Genomic DNA, 16038 nt, shown 5'->3' with positions numbered 1-16038 from the left:
ATGCAGCACTACCAAGCCGATGCCCATCAGCAGGCCCGCATCGCCCTGCTCGAAGCCTTCCTCGACCGCACCCTGGATGCCCTGCCCGAACGCGACGCGCTGCTGGCCGAAGACGGCCACCATCACCCGTTCTGGGATGAGGTGGACGGCCTGGCCCTGGCCGATGCCTTCCTCGCCGAAGCCGGCCCCGACGGCCAGCAGGCCCTGGTGGACGCCCTGGTCTTCCCGCACAGCTTGGGCCACGACGAAACCGAACACCTCTACACCCGCCAACGCCTGCTGCAGATCACCAGCAGCGCCGGTGTCGCCGCCTACCCGAGCACCCGCAGCTTCCAGGCCCTGGAGCGGCGCGTGCGGCACATACTGGCCCACGCCTTCGAAGACAGCGACCACGCCCTCCGCCCTGGCTACGTGGCCCGCTATTACTGGCACGACCCCGCCAACGCCTGGACCACCCCCAACCTGGCAGACTGCCTGGAGCTGCTGGCCGAACACCCCGTCGACAATGCCTGGCTGGACGTTGCCCAGTGGCTGCTCAGCGGCGACTGGGACCGCCGCAACCCCCTCGAAGACGCCTATCACCCACGGCTGGCCGGGAGCTACCAGGGCAGGGCCGAGGACGCCATCCGGCGCTTCGCCGTGGGCCTGGCCGACGCCGGCCGCCTGGATGCCGCCCAGCACGAGCACGCCGTGCGCACCTGGGCCGAGAGCCTGTGCACCCTGCCGCCGCTCGCAGCAGGCGGCAGCCCTGGCGAACAACGGCTGGACGCGCTTAACGCCGACTTCGTCCAGCGCTCGTTGGCCCAACTGCCGGAAAGCGCCGAGCAGCTGCGCAGCATGATCGGCGAGCGCGGCACCTCCACCGCCCACTGGTTGCTGGCCGGCGTGCGCGAGCTGGCACGCCTCGGCCTGGAGCCAGAAGCCCTCGAAAGGCACTACGAAAACCATCAGGGCCGCGTACTGACCGCCCTGCTCGACGTCGGCCACCTGGAAAAGGACGAAGAGGCCGCACTGGCCGAACAGCTCGCCGGCTTCCCCCGCGCCAGCCTGCTCACCGCCCTGCCCTTTAGCGGTGCAGCCAGCGAAGCGGTGCTGGACGCCCTCGGCTGGAGCGACCTGAAGCCCCTGCAGCGCCTCTACCTCGACCTGGCGCTGGCCGTCGACCACACCGGGCACCTGGTGGAAGACCTTCAGAGCAGCGACGACCCGGAGCTGGGCGTGGTGGACCGCGACGCCCTGCAAGCCGCCCTGGACCAGGCCGACGCCGGGCACCTGGCCGACTACTTCACCGCGCTGGAAGGCACCCCCTGGGCCTTCCCCAACACCCGCCTGCTGCTGGACGCCTTCCGCGGCCTGGAGCGCAAGGCCCTGGAGAAGAAGCTGCAACGCCACGCCCAGGCCGCCCTGCGCGCCTACGGCCTGCTGCCCACAAGCGGCACGGACGAAACCCGCGAGCGCTACCTGGCCCTCAAGCGCTACCACCGCGAAGTCGAGCGCTACGGTGCCGAACGCCAGGCCAACTCCCAGGCCGCCATCCAGGCCGGGCTGGAGAACCTCGCCCGTACCGCCGGCTACGGCGACGCCACCCGCCTGGAATGGGCAATGGAAGCGGAGATCGCCGAGCAGACGCCGGACCGCCTGCACCTGGACGGCTACGACCTGTGGCTGGAATTGCAGGGCCTCAACCCGGTCATGGTCGCCAGCAAGGGTGGCAAGCGCCTGAAGTCCGTACCCGCCGGCCTGCGCAAGCACGACGGCCACGCGGAGCTGAAGGCCCTGCAGGGCCGCATGAAGGACCAGATCCGCCGCTTCCGCCTGACCCTGGAAACCATGATGGCCCGGGGCGAAGCCCTGGAGCCGGCGCAACTGCGCCAGCTGCTGCGCATGCCGGCGGCGCGCCTGCTGCTGGACCACCTGGTACTGCGCGATGGCGACGGCCTGCTGGGCTGGCTGGACGGCGACGCATTCGCCCTGCGCCCGCTGACCGGACCGGCGCGCCCCATCGAAGGCCCGCTGCTGATCGCCCACCCGCTGCACCTGTACGAAGCCGGCGCGCTCTCCGCCTGGCAGCAGGCCCTGGTGGCCCAGCGCCGGGTGCAGCCCTTCAAGCAGGTGTTCCGCGAGCTGTACCTGCTGACCCCGGCCGAACGGGAGAACGGCCTGAAGTCCATGCGCTTCGCCGGTCACGTGCTGCGCAGCGCCGTGGCCGCCCGCCTGCTGCGGGCCCGGGGCTGGACCACCCACGACGGCGAGGAGGTGTTCCGCAACTGGGGCCAGGGCCTGTACGCCTTCGTCGACTTCCCCGATGCGCAGCGCTACCTGCCGCTGACCGAGACCATCACCCTGCAGGCCATCGAATTCGTCCGCGACCGCGCGCCCCTTCCCCTGGAAGAGGTCCCGCCGCTGGTGTTCTCCGAGACCCTGCGCGACGCCGACCTGATCGTCTCCGTGGCCTTCACCGGCGAGACCGGCACCCACGCCGGCAGCGCGGAGGTCATCCAGCGCCGCGCCGAGCTGGTGCAGGCCCTGGTGGGCAGCCTGGGGCTGGCCAACGTGCGCTGCGAGGGCCACCACGCGCACATCACCGGCAGCCGCGCGCGCTACCGGCTGCACCTGGGCAGCGGCGTCATCCATATCGAGCCGGGCAACTACCTGTGCATCGTCCCGGCCGGCAAGCCGGCGGATGACCTCTACCTGCCCTTCGCCGACAGCGACGCACGCACCAGCGAGATCATCAGCAAGCTGTTCCTGCTGCTGGACGACGGGGCGATCGACGACCCGAGCATCCTCGAACAGATCCGCCGCAGCGAGGCGCCGGCATGAGCGCCACGCTGAACGAGCGACTGGAGCAGGTGGAGGACGCCGCCAGCTTCCTCGCCTTCGTCCGCGCCCTGCGCGAAGACCGCCTGCGCGCCCTCGCCGCCCCGGAGACCGGCGCCTGGGCCCACGACAGCATCGAGGACTTCCTCGACGGCGCCCTGGCCTGGGCCGACGACAGCGACTTCGGCGCCCGCCAGGGCCTGGCAGGCGCCAACCCCTGGCGCTGTGCCGCCACCTTTCTGCTGTGCGGCAGTCTTTACGAATAGCCGCTCTTCCATAGCGGGCTGACGCGTACCCGGCCGCGCCCGGGTACGCGCACCCGTTGTCCGGCCTGTTAACCGGCCCTTCGGCAGCACGCCACGCCGGTCTCCTCCGCCTTCCTGCAACCGTCGCGGCATGTGGCTACACGGCGCCGGCCATCTGCACCCCTTCAGAAAGTCACAGCTGATACTTGCACTGCTGATATTATGGTATACCATCATACGCACAGACACTTCCGCCCACCTGACTGGAGCCGTTCATGAGTTTTGAAATCCGCAAGATCGTCAGCTACGTCGAAGAAACCTTCATCGAAGGCGGCAAGGCCGCCGAGAAGCCCGTGACCATGGCCGGGCTGGCTGTCGTGATCAAGAACCCCTGGCTGGGCCGCGGTTTCGTGGAAGACCTCAAGCCCGAGATCAAGGCCAACTGCTCCGACCTCGGCGCCCTGATGGTCGAGCGCCTGGTGGCCCTGGTCGGCGGCGCCGACAAGATCGAGGCCTACGGCAAGGCGGCCGTGGTCGGTGCAGACGGTGAGGTCGAGCACGCCTCGGCGGTGATCCACACCCTGCGCTTCGGCAACCACTACCGCCAGGCGGTGGACGCCAAGAGCTACCTGAGCTTCACCAACAAGCGCGGTGGCCCCGGCACCTCCATCCAGATCCCGATGATGCACAAGGACGACGAAGGCCTGCGCTCCCACTACATCACCCTGGAAATGCAGATCGAGGACGCCCCGCGTGCCGACGAGATCATCGTCGTGCTCGGTGCCGCCGACGGTGGCCGCCTGCACCCGCGCATCGGCAACCGCTACATCGATCTGGAAGAGCTGGCTGCCGAGAAAGCCGAGCAGAACCGCTGATCCAACAAGAAGTGCAGGAGCGCTCCATGATTCGGCTCACCGCTGAACGTACCCCCGCCGGCACCAGCTACCTGGCGACCGGACAAGGCCAACCCGTGGTGCTGATCCACGGTGTGGGCCTCAACAAAGAAATGTGGGGCGGCCAGGTCGTCGGCCTGGCCACGCAGTACCGCGTGATCGCCTACGACATGCTGGGTCATGGCGACAGCCCGCGCCCGGAGCCCGGCACCGAGCTGCTCGGTTACGCCGACCAGTTGCGCGAGTTGCTCGATCACCTGGGCCTGACCCAGGTCACGGTGATCGGCTTCTCCATGGGCGGGCTGGTGGCCCGCGCCTTCGCCCTGCACTACCCCCAGTACCTGCAGGGCCTGGTGGTGCTCAACAGCGTGTTCAACCGCACGCCGGAACAGCGTGCCGGCGTCATCGCCCGCACCGCCCAGGCCGCCCGGCACGGGCCGGACGCCAACGCCGAGGCGGCGCTGTCGCGCTGGTTCAGCCGTGAGTACCAGGCCGCCAACCCGGCGCAGATCGCGGCGATCCGCCAGACCCTGGCGAGCAACGACCCGCAGGGCTACCTGACCACCTACGAACTGTTCGCCACCCAGGACATGTACCGCGCCGACGACCTGGGCAACATCCGCGTGCCGACCCTGATCGCCACCGGCGAGCTGGACCCGGGCTCGACGCCGGAGATGGCCGAGCAGCTCGCCCAGCGCATTCCCGGTGCGCGGGCCGCCGTACTGGCCGAACAACGGCATATGATGCCGGTCGAGTCGCCGCGCCTGGTCAACCAGCTGTTGCTGGACTTCCTGGCCACGGCGCAGGCCCGACCCAATCCAATCAAGGGGATCGTTGCATGACACTCGCACGCTTCCAGATGTGCATCGGCGGGGCATGGGTCGACGCCCTGTCCGGCAAGACCTTCCAGAGCCTCAACCCGGCCCTGGCCGAACCCTGGGCCGAGCTGCCCGACGCGGACGAAGCCGACGTCGAGCGCGCCGTCCAGGCCGCCCAGACCGCCTTCGAAGCGCCGGCCTGGCGCAGCCTCACCGCCACCGCGCGGGGCAAGCTGCTGCGCCGCCTGGGCGACCTGATCGCCGAGAACAAGGAACACCTGGCCCAGCTGGAAAGCCGGGACAACGGCAAGCTGATCCGCGAGACCCGCGGCCAGGTCGGCTACCTGCCGGAGTTCTTCCACTACACCGCCGGCCTGGCGGACAAGCTGGAAGGCGGCACCCTGCCGATCGACAAGCCGGACATGTTCGCCTACACCGTGCACGAGCCGCTGGGCGTGGTGGCCGGGATCATCCCCTGGAACAGCCCGCTGTACCTGACGGCGATCAAGCTGGCCCCGGCCCTGGCCGCCGGCAACGCCATCGTGCTCAAGCCGTCCGAGCACGCCTCGGCAACCATCCTCGAACTGGCGCGCCTGGCCCTCGAGGCCGGCTTCCCGGCGGGCGTGGTCAACGTGGTGACCGGCTACGGCCCGAGCACCGGCGCCGCTCTCACCCGCCACCCGCTGGTGCGCAAGATCGCCTTCACCGGCGGCGCCGCCACCGCCCGCCACGTGGTGCGCAGCAGCGCGGAGAACTTCGCCAAGCTGTCCCTGGAGCTGGGCGGCAAGTCGCCGAACATCATCTTCGCCGACGCCGACCTGGACAGCGCCGTCAACGGCGCCGTGGCCGGCATCTACGCCGCCTCCGGGCAGAGCTGCGTGTCCGGCTCGCGCCTGCTGGTGCAGGACAGCATCTACGACGAATTCGTCAGCCGCCTGATCGAACGCGCCCAGCGCATCCGCATCGGCAACCCGCAGGACGACGCCAGCGAGATGGGCCCCATGGCCACCGCGCAGCAGCTCGCCGTGGTCGAGGGCCTGGTGGCCGACGCCCTGGCCGAGGGCGCACGCCTGCGCCTGGGCGGCAAGCGCCCGGCGCACCTGGAACAGGGCTGGTTCTACGAGCCGACACTGTTCGAGTGCGACCGCAACTCGATGAAGATCATGCAGGAAGAGGTGTTCGGCCCGGTGGCCTCGGTGATCCGCTTCAAGGACGAGGCCGAAGCCCTGGCGATCGCCAACGACTCGCAGTTCGGCCTTGCCGCCGGCATCTGGACCCGCGACCTGGGCCGCGCCCATCGCCTGGCCCGGGACATCCGCTCGGGCATCGTCTGGGTCAACACCTACCGCGCGGTGTCCGCCATGGCGCCTATCGGCGGCTTCAAGAACAGCGGCTACGGCCGCGAGAGCGGCATCGAGTCGGTGATCGCCTACACCGAGCAGAAGACGGTGTGGATCAACCTGTCCCAGGCGCCGATGCCTGACCCCTTCGTGATGCGCTGAGAGGCACGCCATGATCGAACCCGGTATCTACAAAGACGTGATGAGCCGCTTCCCGTCGGGCGTGACCGTGGTCACCACCCTCGACGCGGATGGCCAGATCGTCGGCATCACCGCCAGCGCCTTCAGCGCCCTGTCGATCGACCCGGCCCTGGTGCTGTTCTGCCCCAACTACGCCTCCGACACCTACCCGGTGCTGCGGGACAGCAAGCGCTTCGCCATCCACCTGCTGGCCGCCGAGCAGACCGCCGAGGCCTATGCCTTCGCCGGCAAGGGCAAGGACAAGGCCAAGGGCATCGACTGGCACCTGAGCGAGCTGGGCAACCCGCTGCTGGCCAAGGCCACGGCGATCATCGAGTGCGAGCTGTGGCGCGAGTACGACGGTGGCGACCACGCCATCATCGTCGGCGCGGTGAAGAACCTGATCCTGCCCGAGGAGCCGGTCATCCCGATGCTCTATCACAAGGGCAAGCTGGGTGCGGTGCCGCCCCTCGCCTGATCCCCTTTATGGGGCCGTGATCTGTCACCCCACGGCCTCTTTTTTCTTTCTGGAGTGGGCATGAACCCGACCGCTTCCCCCCTCTTCCGCCAGCAGGCCTACATCGACGGCCAGTGGCTGGACGCCGCCGACGGCGCGCGACAGGACATCTTCAACCCCGCCACCGGTTCCTGCATCGGCCAGGTGCCGAACCTCGGCGCCGCAGAGGCCCGGCAGGCCATCGAGGCCGCCGAACGCGCTTGGCCGGCCTGGCGCGCGCTGACCGCCAAGGAGCGCAGCGCACGCCTGAAGCGCTGGCATGCGCTGATGATCGAGCACACCGAGACCCTGGCGCAGATCCTCACCCTGGAACAGGGCAAGCCCCTGGCCGAGGCGCGCGGCGAGATCGTCTACGCCGCCAGCTTCATCGAATGGTTCGCCGAGGAGGCCAAGCGCATCTACGGTGACACCATCCCCAGCCACAAGGGCGATGCACGCATCGTGGTGACCAAGGAGCCCATCGGCGTGGTCGCCGCCATCACCCCGTGGAACTTCCCTGCCGCGATGATCACCCGCAAGGCCGGCCCGGCCCTGGCCGCCGGCTGCCCGTGCATCGTCAAGCCGGCACCGGAAACGCCCTTCTCCGCCCTGGCCCTGGCGGCCCTGGCCGAGCAGGCGGGCATCCCGGCCGGGGTATTCAACGTCATCACCGGCGACGCCGTGGCCATCGGCGGCGAGCTGACCGCCAGCCCGGCCGTGCGCAAGCTCTCCTTCACCGGCTCCACCGCCATCGGCAAGCTGCTGATGGCCCAGTGCGCGCCGACCCTGAAGAAGGTGTCCCTGGAGCTGGGCGGCAATGCGCCCTTCATCGTCTTCGACGACGCCGACCTGGAGCGAGCCGTGGAAGGCGCCCTGGTGGCCAAGTTCCGCAACGCCGGGCAGACCTGCGTGTGCGTCAACCGCTTCCTGGTGCAGGACGGCATCCACGATGCCTTCGTCGCCCGCCTGGCCGAGCGCGTGGCTCAACTGAAGGTCGGCAGCGGCTTCGACGAGGGCGTCACCCAGGGCCCGCTGATCAACGAGCGCGCTGTGGCCAAGGTGGAAGACCACGTGCGCGACGCCCTCGCCCAGGGCGCCCGCCTGCTCTGCGGCGGCGAGCGCCACCCGCTGGGCCACGGCTTCTACCCGCCCACGGTGCTGGCCGAGGTCAACACCGGCATGAAGGTGGCCCACGAGGAAACCTTCGGCCCGCTGGCGGCGGTGTTCCGCTTCCATGACGAAGCCGAGGCCGTGCGCCTGGCCAATGACACCGAGTTCGGCCTCGCGGCCTACTGCTACACCCGCGACCTGGGCCGCGCCTGGCGCATGAGCGAGGCGCTGGAGTACGGGATGGTCGGCATCAACGAAGGGCTGATCTCCACCGAAGTCGCGCCGTTCGGCGGCATCAAGGCCTCGGGCCTGGGCCGCGAAGGCTCGCACTACGGCATCGAGGACTACCTGGAAATCAAATACACCCTCATGGGCGGCCTGTGAGCCGCCGGGAGCTGGACGCATGAGCAACGAGAAATACGAGAAGGGCCTGGAGATCCGCACCCGCGTGCTGGGCGAGGCCTACGTAAAGCGCTCCATCGAGAACGCCGACGACTTCACACGCCCGCTGCAAGAGATGGTCACCGAGTACTGCTGGGGCCATGTCTGGGGCCGTGAGGGTTTGTCGCCCCAGGAACGCAGCATGATAAACTTGGCCATGATTTCGGCCCTGAACCGGCCGCACGAGCTCAAGCTGCACGTGCGGGGCGCCTTGCGCAACGGTCTGAGTCGTGAACAAATACGCGAAATCCTGCTTCAGGTCGGTATCTATTGCGGTGTTCCAGCAGCCGTGGACAGTTTCCGGCTCGCCCGGGAAGCCTTCGCCGAAGCCGACGCCGAAGCCTCCAGTCAAACCCCGGCTGTTTAGATGACGAGCACGATCACTGCGCATCGTGCTCGTTTCGCATGGACAGCCCATAAAGAGCGGACCCCATGAAACGCCTGCCACTCGACGACAGCTTCAAGGTCAATCGCAACCCCGTCACGCTCCGTGAAATCGTGCTGGACAAGCTGCGAAGCGCCATCATGAACTTCCAGCTCCTGCCCGGTGACCGCCTCGTGGAACGCGACCTCTGCGACCGCCTGGGCGTGAGCCGTACCTCGGTGCGCGAGGCCCTGCGCCACCTGGAGTCCGAAGGGCTGGTGGAATTCGCCGATGCCAAGGGCCCGCGCGTGGCCATCATCACCCTGGAAGACGCCGTCGATATCTACGAGCTGCGCTGCGTGCTCGAAGGCCTGATCGTCCAGCTGTTCACCCTGCGGGCCAAGGCCAAGGACATCAAGGCGCTGGAAAAGGCCCTGGAAGAGAACCGCAAGGCCCTCAAGGACGGCGAGCTGCAACAGGTACTCGACTCCGTCCAGGGCTTCTACGACGTGCTGCTGGAAGGCTCCGGCAACCACATCGCCGCTACCCAGCTGCGCCAGCTGCAGGCCCGCATCAGCTACCTGCGCGCCACCTCGGTGTCCCAGGAGAACCGTCGCGGCGCCAGCAACCAGGAGATGGAGCGCATCGTCGAGGCCATCAAGAGCGGCGACCCGCTGGCCGCCCACCAGGCCTCGGTGGACCACGTCCGCGCGGCCGCGAAGGTGGCGCTGGAGTACCTCAAGCGCAAGCAGGACGAGAGCGGCGACCTTCCCGAGATCACCGCCCCCATCGCCCTCAAAGAGCCGCGCATAGGCCGCTGAACATGAGTCGCCCGAACTTCTGCGCCCAGTGCGGCAGCCAGGACCTCGGCCTTCAGCGGCCGGCGGGCGACACCCATGAACGCCTGATGTGCCGCGCCTGCGGCTACATCCACTACGTCAACCCGAAGATCATCGCCGGCTGCATCATCGAGCGGGACGGCAAGTACCTGCTCTGCCAGCGCGCCATCCCGCCGCGTCCGGGCACCTGGACCCTGCCGGCGGGCTTCATGGAAGGCAACGAGACCACCGAGCAGGCGGCCCTGCGCGAGGTGTGGGAAGAGAGCGGCGTGCGCGCCGAGATCCTTTCGCCCTACTCCATCTTCAGCGTGCCGCGCATCAGCGAGGTCTACATCATCTTCCGCGCCATCGTCCTGGAAGACACCGGCCAGTACGGCCCGGAAACCCAGGACTGCCGCTTCTTCGCCCCCGACGAGATTCCCTGGGACGCCATCTACTACCCCGCCATCCGGCAGATCCTCGAACGCTATATCGAGGAACGCCAGGCGGGGGTCTACGGCATCTACATGGGCAACGACGACAGCGGCAAGGTGCACTTCATCCGCTAGCCGCCATCACCGCGTCGCCCCTCAGGGGCGCGTGCTGAACACAAGCCGCCCGGCTCAGGGCGCCATGCCCTCGACGATGATCACCTCGGCCCGTGCCACGCCTTCGCGGTGGCGGCGGGCCTCCTGGTATTCCGGCGAGTGGTAGCAGGCCAATGCCTGCTCGTAGGAGTCGAACTCGATCACCACGCTGCGCTGCGGGGTGTCACGCCCTTCCAGCGCCTCGCTGCGCCCGCCCCGTGCCAGGAAGCGCGCCCCGTAGCGGGCGAACGCCGCCGGCGCGCGCTGGGTGTACTGGCTGTATTGATCGGCGTCCTCTACGTCTACATGAGCAATCCAGTAAGCCTTCATGATGACCTCTCTCGTTAATTCGTATTATGGTATACCACATTACGTCTTACACCCCACAGAGAGAAGCCCATGGCCTTCCACCCCATCGAAGAACTCATCGCCGATTACCGCCAGGGCAAGATGGTGCTGCTGGTGGATGACGAAGACCGCGAGAACGAAGGCGACCTGCTGCTGGCCGCCGAGCGCTGCACCCCCGAAGCCATCAACTTCATGGCCCGGGAGGCCCGTGGCCTGATCTGCCTGACCCTGACCGACGAGCACTGCCAGCGCCTCGGCCTGGAGCAGATGGTGCCGAGCAACGGCAGCGCCTTCAGCACCGCCTTCACCGTCTCCATCGAAGCCGCCACCGGCGTCACCACCGGCATCTCCGCCGCCGACCGCGCCCGCACCGTGGCCGCTGCCGTGGCGGCGGACGCCGTGCCGGAAGACCTGGTGCAGCCCGGCCACATCTTCCCCCTGCGCGCCCGCGAAGGCGGCGTACTGACCCGTGCCGGCCACACCGAGGCCGGCTGCGACCTGGCGCGCCTGGCCGGCTTCAGCCCCGCCTCGGTGATCGTCGAAGTGATGAACGACGACGGCAGCATGGCCCGTCGCCCGGACCTGGAGCGTTTCGCCGAGAAGCACGGCATCAAGATCGGCACCATCGCCGACCTCATCCACTACCGCCTCAGCCACGAGCACACCGTGGTGCGCATCGGCGAGCGCGAGCTGCCCACCGTGCACGGCACCTTCCGCCTGTTCACCTACGAGGACCGCATCGAAGGCGGCGTGCACATGGCCATGGTGATGGGCGAGATCGACCGCAACCACCCCACCCTGGCCCGCGTCCACGTCATCGACCCGCTGCGCGACCTGGTCGGCGCCGAGTACCACGGCCCGGCCAACTGGACCCTCTGGGCCGCCCTGCAGCGCGTCGCCGAGGAAGGCCACGGCGTGGTGGTGGTGCTGGCCAACCACGAGTCCTCCCAGGCGCTGCTGGAGCGCGTGCCGCAGCTCACCCTGCCACCGCGCCAGTACACCCGCTCGCAATCACGCATCTATTCCGAGGTGGGCACCGGCGCCCAGATCCTCCAGGACCTGGGCGTGGGCAAGCTGCGCCACCTTGGCCCGCCGTTGAAATACGCCGGCCTGACCGGCTACGACCTGGAGGTGGTGGAAAGCATTCCCTTCACCGGCTGAAGGCGGCAGCGGGCCGCGCATCCCGTGGCCCGCCAGCCCCCTCGGGAATCGCGCTGCAGCAGGACGACCGGCACGGCAAAGTGCTTGCACAAAGCTTGGAATACCATAATATGATATTCCGTAGACCGAACAGTTTCAGCCAGGCGAACCCTGTCACGGACAGCGTGAAAACAGGCCCCTGGCACGGTCGCCACACAGGCTCCGATGGACCCCACTGCTCCCGAAAAGCGGGCGTAGCAGCCCGCTCACAAACACAACAAATGAGGGCGTCACAATGGTGTTGAAAAAAGGTGTATCTGCCGCACTGATCGCCGGCCTGCTGGGAACCGCCAGCACCCTGGCCATGGCGGCCGAGAGCGTGAACTTCGTCAGCTGGGGCGGTACCACCCAGGATGCGCAGAAGCAGGCCTGGGCCGACCCGTTCAGCAAGGCCAGCGGCATCACCGTCGTGCAGGACGGCCCCACCGACTACGGCAAGCTGAAAGCCATGGTCGAGAGCGGCAACGTCCAGTGGGACGTGGTCGACGTGGAAGCCGACTTCGCCCTGCGTGCTGCTGCCGAAGGCCTGCTGGAGCCCCTGGACTTCACCCAGATCCAGCGCGACAAGATCGACCCCCGCTTCGTCTCCGACCACGGCGTCGGCTCCTTCTTCTTCTCCTTCGTGCTCGGCTACAACGAGGGCAAGCTCGGCGCCAACAAGCCGGTGGACTGGAGCGCCCTGTTCGACACCAAGACCTACCCCGGCAAGCGTGCCCTCTACAAATGGCCGAGCCCCGGCGTGCTCGAACTGGCCCTGCTGGCCGACGGCGTGCCCGCCGACAAGCTCTACCCGCTGGACCTGGACCGCGCCTTCAAGAAGCTCGACACCATCAAGAAGGACATCGTCTGGTGGGGCGGCGGCGCCCAGTCCCAGCAACTGCTGGCCTCCGGTGAAGCCACCCTCGGCCAGTTCTGGAACGGCCGCATCTACGCCCTCCAGGAAGACGGCGCCCCGGTGGGCGTGAGCTGGAAGCAGAACCTGGTCATGGCCGACTTCCTGGTCATCCCCAAGGGCGCCAAGAACAAGGACGCGGCCATGAAGTTCCTGGCCAACGCCAGCAGCGCCAAGGGCCAGGCCGACTTCTCCAACCTCACCGCCTACGCCCCGGTCAACGTCGACAGCGTCCAGCGCCTCGACTCCGTACTGGCCCCCAACCTGCCGACCGCCTACGCCAGCGACCAGGTCACCCTGGACTTCGCCTACTGGGCCAAGAACGGTCCGGCCATCGCCACACGGTGGAACGAATGGCTGGTCAAATGAAAATGACGGCGAGCATGCCCCGTCAGCCCGCCACCGGTAGCGCAGCCCGCGCTACCGGTGGCGCGGCCGCCCACCAAGGCCCGAGCCTCGCACAACGCTGGAAGGGCTTCGGCAACCTCGGTCCGGCCCTGGTGTTCCTCGGCCTGTTCTTCCTCGCCCCGCTGATCGGCCTGCTGCTGCGCGGCGTGCTGGAGCCGGAGCCCGGCCTCGGCAACTACGCCCAGCTGTTCGCCAACTCGGCCTACTCCCGGGTGCTGATCAACACCTTCTCGGTGGCGGGCCTGGTGACCCTGTTCAGCCTGCTGCTGGGCTTTCCCCTGGCCTGGGCCATCACCCTGGTGCCACGCGGCTGGGGCCGCTGGATGCTGAACATCGTGCTGCTGTCGATGTGGACCAGCCTGCTGGCCCGCACCTACTCCTGGCTGGTGCTGCTGCAGGCCTCCGGGGTGATCAACAAGGTGCTGATGGCCCTGGGCGTGATCGACCAGCCGCTGGAGATGGTGCACAACCTGACCGGCGTGGTGATCGGCATGACCTACATCATGATCCCGTTCATCGTCCTGCCCCTGCAGGCCACCATGCAGGCCATCGACCCGATGATCCTGCAGGCCGGCTCGGTCTGTGGCGCCAGCCCCTGGACCAACTTCTTCCGGGTGTTCCTGCCGCTGTGCCGTCCCGGCCTGTTCTCCGGCGGCCTGATGGTCTTCGTCATGTCCCTGGGCTACTACGTCACCCCGGCCCTGCTCGGCGGTGCGCAGAACATGATGCTCCCGGAATTCATCATCCAGCAGGTGCAGTCGTTCCTGAACTGGGGCCTGGCCAGTGCCGCCGCCGCGTTGCTGGTGCTGATCACCCTGGTGCTGTTCTACGTCTACCTGAAGCTCCAGCCGGAATCCCCGGTGGGTGCCAGCAACGCGAGGTAAGTCGACATGCTCCTGACCCCCTCCGCCATGAGCCTGCGCATGCGCCTGGGCCTCTACGGCGTCACCGGCGTGATCGCCCTGTTCCTGCTGCTGCCGATCCTGTTCATCGTCCTGCTGTCGTTCGGCTCGTCCCAGTGGCTGGTATTCCCGCCGCCGGGCTGGACGCTGAAGTGGTACGGCCAGTTCTTCTCCAACCCCGACTGGATGAACGCCGCCCTGGCCAGCCTCAAGGTCGCCGTGCTGACCACCGTCTGCGCCGTCGCCCTCGGCCTGCCGACCGCCTTCGCCCTGGTGCGCGGGCGCTTCCCCGGCCGCGAGATGCTCTACGGGCTGTTCACCCTGCCGATGATCGTGCCGCTGGTGATCATCGCCGTGGCCGTCTACGCGCTGTTCCTCAAGCTCGGCTTCACCGGCACCCTGTTCGCCTTCGTGGTGAGCCACGTGATCGTCGCCCTGCCCTTCACCATCATCTCCATCATCAACTCGCTGAAGCTGTTCGATCAGTCCATCGAGGATGCAGCGGTGATCTGCGGCGCCTCGCGCCTGCAGGCGGTGTTCAGGGTCACCTTCCCGGCGATCCGCCCCGGCATGGTCGCCGGCGCCCTGTTCGCCTTCCTGGTGTCCTGGGACGAAGTGGTGCTGAGCGTGATGATGGCCAGCCCGACCCTGCAGACCCTGCCCGTCAAGATGTGGACCACCCTCCGCCAGGACCTGACGCCCGTGATCGCCGTCGCCTCGACGCTGCTGATCGGCCTCTCCGTACTGGTCATGGTGATCGCCGCCGTACTGCGTCGGCGCAACGAGATTCGCGCCGCCTGAGGCGCCCAGGAGTACCCCATGAGTGCAGTCAAAGATCCCGCTCACCAGGCCGACAAGACCCTGGTCAGCCTGCGCAACCTGAACAAGCACTACGGCGACTTCACCGCCGTGGACAGCATCAACCTGGACATCAAGGACGGCGAGTTCCTCACCTTCCTCGGCTCCAGCGGCTCCGGCAAGAGCACCACCCTGTCCATGCTCGCCGGCTTCGAGACCCCGAGCAGCGGCGAAATCCTCGTCGACGGCCAGTCCCTGGTGAACGTGCCGCCGCACAAGCGCGACATCGGCATGGTGTTCCAGCGCTACTCGCTGTTCCCGCACCTCTCGGTGCGCGACAACATCGGCTTCCCCCTGGACATCCGCAAGATGCCCCGCGCCGAGCGTGAACGCCGCGTCGACGCCATGCTCAAGCTGGTGCAGCTGGACACCTTCGCCCACCGCCGCCCCGCCCAGCTCTCCGGCGGCCAGCAGCAGCGTGTCGCCATCGCCCGTGCACTGGTCTACGAACCGCGCATCCTGCTGATGGACGAACCCCTCGGTGCCCTCGACAAGAAGCTGCGTGAAGACCTGCAGGACGAGCTGCGCCAGCTGCATCGCCGCCTCGGCATCACCATCGTCTACGTCACCCACGACCAGGAAGAAGCCATGCGCCTGTCCCAGCGCATCGCCATCTTCAGCCACGGCCGCATCGTCGGGCTGGGCAGCGGCTACGACCTCTACCAGAACCCGCCGAATGCCTTCGTCGCCTCCTTCCTCGGCAACTCCAACTTCCTGCGGCTCAAGGCCCGGGGCAACGCCGTGGCCAGCTTCGAGAACCAGCCGCTGGCCATCCGCCTCACCGCCAACCTCACCCAGGACCAGGACGTGCTGCTGATGGTGCGCCCGGAGAAGGCCCAGGCCCTGAGCCTCCAGCAGGCCGAGCAGGAGCCCCTGGCCGCCGGCTGGAACCAGATCCGCGCCCGCGTCAGCGAAGTGCTGTTCCTCGGCGAAAGCCAGACCTGCAGCGTGGTCACCGACGGCGGCACCGCGCTCACCGTCAAGGCACTCTCCGCCGCCGGCATGCCGCTCAAGCCGGGCGATGCCGTGTGCGTGCGCTGGGCCACCGCCGATGCCTGCGTCTACACCGAGTGGAACGAAAGCGACCTGAACAAGGCCGCTGGCAGTCACTGAACACACCGGGGCGGCATGGCCGCCCCGGTCCGTTCCAGGCCCCTCGTGGCCGCCAGGAACGGCGCGAAAAGTGCGCTCGGCGTCACCAATCGCGAACTGCTTCAATTGTCGGACAAAGAGGCTCCCGCGCCCCTTCTAGAGCCCTTCGCGGAGTGCGATAGTGGCGCCGGCCATCATGATCTCCCGGACGAGATCCAGCCCCGGG

16 protein-coding genes are annotated in these 16038 nt (G+C 68.1%); 15 read left to right on the top strand and 1 reads right to left on the bottom strand.

Annotated elements, in window-relative coordinates:
- The 10 genes from PotMrB4_RS10395 to PotMrB4_RS10350 all read left to right on the top strand — a co-directional run bounded on the left by PotMrB4_RS10395 (window position 1) and on the right by PotMrB4_RS10350 (window position 10094).
- Window positions 1–2823: a DUF4132 domain-containing protein gene (locus PotMrB4_RS10395; RefSeq protein ID WP_172433188.1), complete on the top strand. Its 2823-nt coding sequence runs from the start codon at window positions 1–3 to the stop codon at window positions 2821–2823.
- Window positions 2820–3086: a hypothetical protein gene (locus PotMrB4_RS10390; protein ID WP_172433187.1), complete on the top strand. Its 267-nt coding sequence runs from the start codon at window positions 2820–2822 to the stop codon at window positions 3084–3086. Before PotMrB4_RS10395 ends, PotMrB4_RS10390 begins: the two co-directional genes overlap by 4 nt.
- A gap of 254 nt (window positions 3087–3340) precedes the next feature.
- On the top strand, window positions 3341–3940 hold the full coding sequence (locus PotMrB4_RS10385) for an amino acid synthesis family protein (RefSeq protein WP_172433186.1): 600 nt from the start codon (window positions 3341–3343) through the stop codon (window positions 3938–3940).
- Between the two features lie 26 nt (window positions 3941–3966).
- Window positions 3967–4800: an alpha/beta fold hydrolase gene (locus PotMrB4_RS10380; protein ID WP_172433185.1), complete on the top strand. Its 834-nt coding sequence runs from the start codon at window positions 3967–3969 to the stop codon at window positions 4798–4800.
- A complete protein-coding gene (locus PotMrB4_RS10375) occupies window positions 4797–6278 on the top strand; it encodes an aldehyde dehydrogenase (protein WP_172433184.1) in 1482 nt (493 codons plus the stop codon). Before PotMrB4_RS10380 ends, PotMrB4_RS10375 begins: the two co-directional genes overlap by 4 nt.
- 10 nt (window positions 6279–6288) lie before the next feature.
- Window positions 6289–6774, top strand: coding sequence for a flavin reductase family protein (locus PotMrB4_RS10370; RefSeq protein WP_107330465.1), 486 nt, complete (start codon window positions 6289–6291; stop codon window positions 6772–6774).
- A 60-nt stretch (window positions 6775–6834) separates the two neighbouring features.
- On the top strand, window positions 6835–8286 hold the full coding sequence (locus PotMrB4_RS10365) for an NAD-dependent succinate-semialdehyde dehydrogenase (protein ID WP_172433183.1): 1452 nt from the start codon (window positions 6835–6837) through the stop codon (window positions 8284–8286).
- Window positions 8287–8305: 19 nt separating this feature from the next.
- The gene (locus PotMrB4_RS10360) at window positions 8306–8710 is read left to right on the top strand and encodes a carboxymuconolactone decarboxylase family protein (RefSeq protein WP_044407962.1); all 405 of its coding nucleotides are present in this window, start codon (window positions 8306–8308) and stop codon (window positions 8708–8710) included.
- A gap of 65 nt (window positions 8711–8775) precedes the next feature.
- Entirely contained in the window at window positions 8776–9528 is a 753-nt protein-coding gene (locus PotMrB4_RS10355; RefSeq protein ID WP_044407964.1) for a GntR family transcriptional regulator, read from the top strand.
- Window positions 9529–9530: 2 nt separating this feature from the next.
- On the top strand, window positions 9531–10094 hold the full coding sequence (locus tag PotMrB4_RS10350) for an NUDIX hydrolase (protein WP_044407968.1): 564 nt from the start codon (window positions 9531–9533) through the stop codon (window positions 10092–10094).
- 54 nt (window positions 10095–10148) lie between these two features.
- Here PotMrB4_RS10350 and PotMrB4_RS10345 read toward each other — a convergent pair whose 3' ends face one another.
- On the bottom strand, window positions 10149–10442 hold the full coding sequence (locus PotMrB4_RS10345) for a DUF1330 domain-containing protein (RefSeq protein ID WP_074969395.1): 294 nt from the start codon (window positions 10440–10442) through the stop codon (window positions 10149–10151).
- A gap of 69 nt (window positions 10443–10511) precedes the next feature.
- Here PotMrB4_RS10345 and ribBA point away from each other — a divergent pair, with 69 nt between their 5' ends.
- The 5 genes from ribBA to PotMrB4_RS10320 all read left to right on the top strand — a co-directional run bounded on the left by ribBA (window position 10512) and on the right by PotMrB4_RS10320 (window position 15833).
- Complete coding sequence (ribBA, locus tag PotMrB4_RS10340; RefSeq protein WP_074969393.1) at window positions 10512–11621, top strand: bifunctional 3,4-dihydroxy-2-butanone-4-phosphate synthase/GTP cyclohydrolase II; 1110 nt, start codon at window positions 10512–10514, stop codon at window positions 11619–11621.
- Between the two features lie 274 nt (window positions 11622–11895).
- On the top strand, window positions 11896–12921 hold the full coding sequence (locus PotMrB4_RS10335) for an ABC transporter substrate-binding protein (protein WP_044407977.1): 1026 nt from the start codon (window positions 11896–11898) through the stop codon (window positions 12919–12921).
- The gene (locus tag PotMrB4_RS10330; RefSeq protein WP_107330469.1) at window positions 12906–13844 is read left to right on the top strand and encodes an ABC transporter permease; all 939 of its coding nucleotides are present in this window, start codon (window positions 12906–12908) and stop codon (window positions 13842–13844) included. The genes PotMrB4_RS10335 and PotMrB4_RS10330 overlap by 16 nt, the downstream gene beginning before the upstream one ends.
- A 6-nt stretch (window positions 13845–13850) precedes the next feature.
- Window positions 13851–14663, top strand: a complete 813-nt coding sequence (locus PotMrB4_RS10325; protein WP_044407982.1) for an ABC transporter permease — start codon at window positions 13851–13853, stop codon at window positions 14661–14663.
- A gap of 18 nt (window positions 14664–14681) precedes the next feature.
- Window positions 14682–15833 carry an ABC transporter ATP-binding protein gene (locus PotMrB4_RS10320; protein WP_074969387.1) on the top strand — a complete coding sequence of 384 codons (1152 nt, stop codon included), beginning with the start codon at window positions 14682–14684 and terminating at the stop codon, window positions 15831–15833.
- The last annotated feature ends 205 nt before the right edge of the window (window positions 15834–16038 follow it).

Origin of the sequence: Metapseudomonas otitidis, from assembly GCF_011397855.1 — a bacterium.
Taxonomy (GTDB): domain Bacteria; phylum Pseudomonadota; class Gammaproteobacteria; order Pseudomonadales; family Pseudomonadaceae; genus Metapseudomonas; species Metapseudomonas otitidis.
The sequence above is the reverse complement of the archived record's forward strand: the minus strand, read 5'-3'. Positions and strand labels throughout refer to the sequence as shown.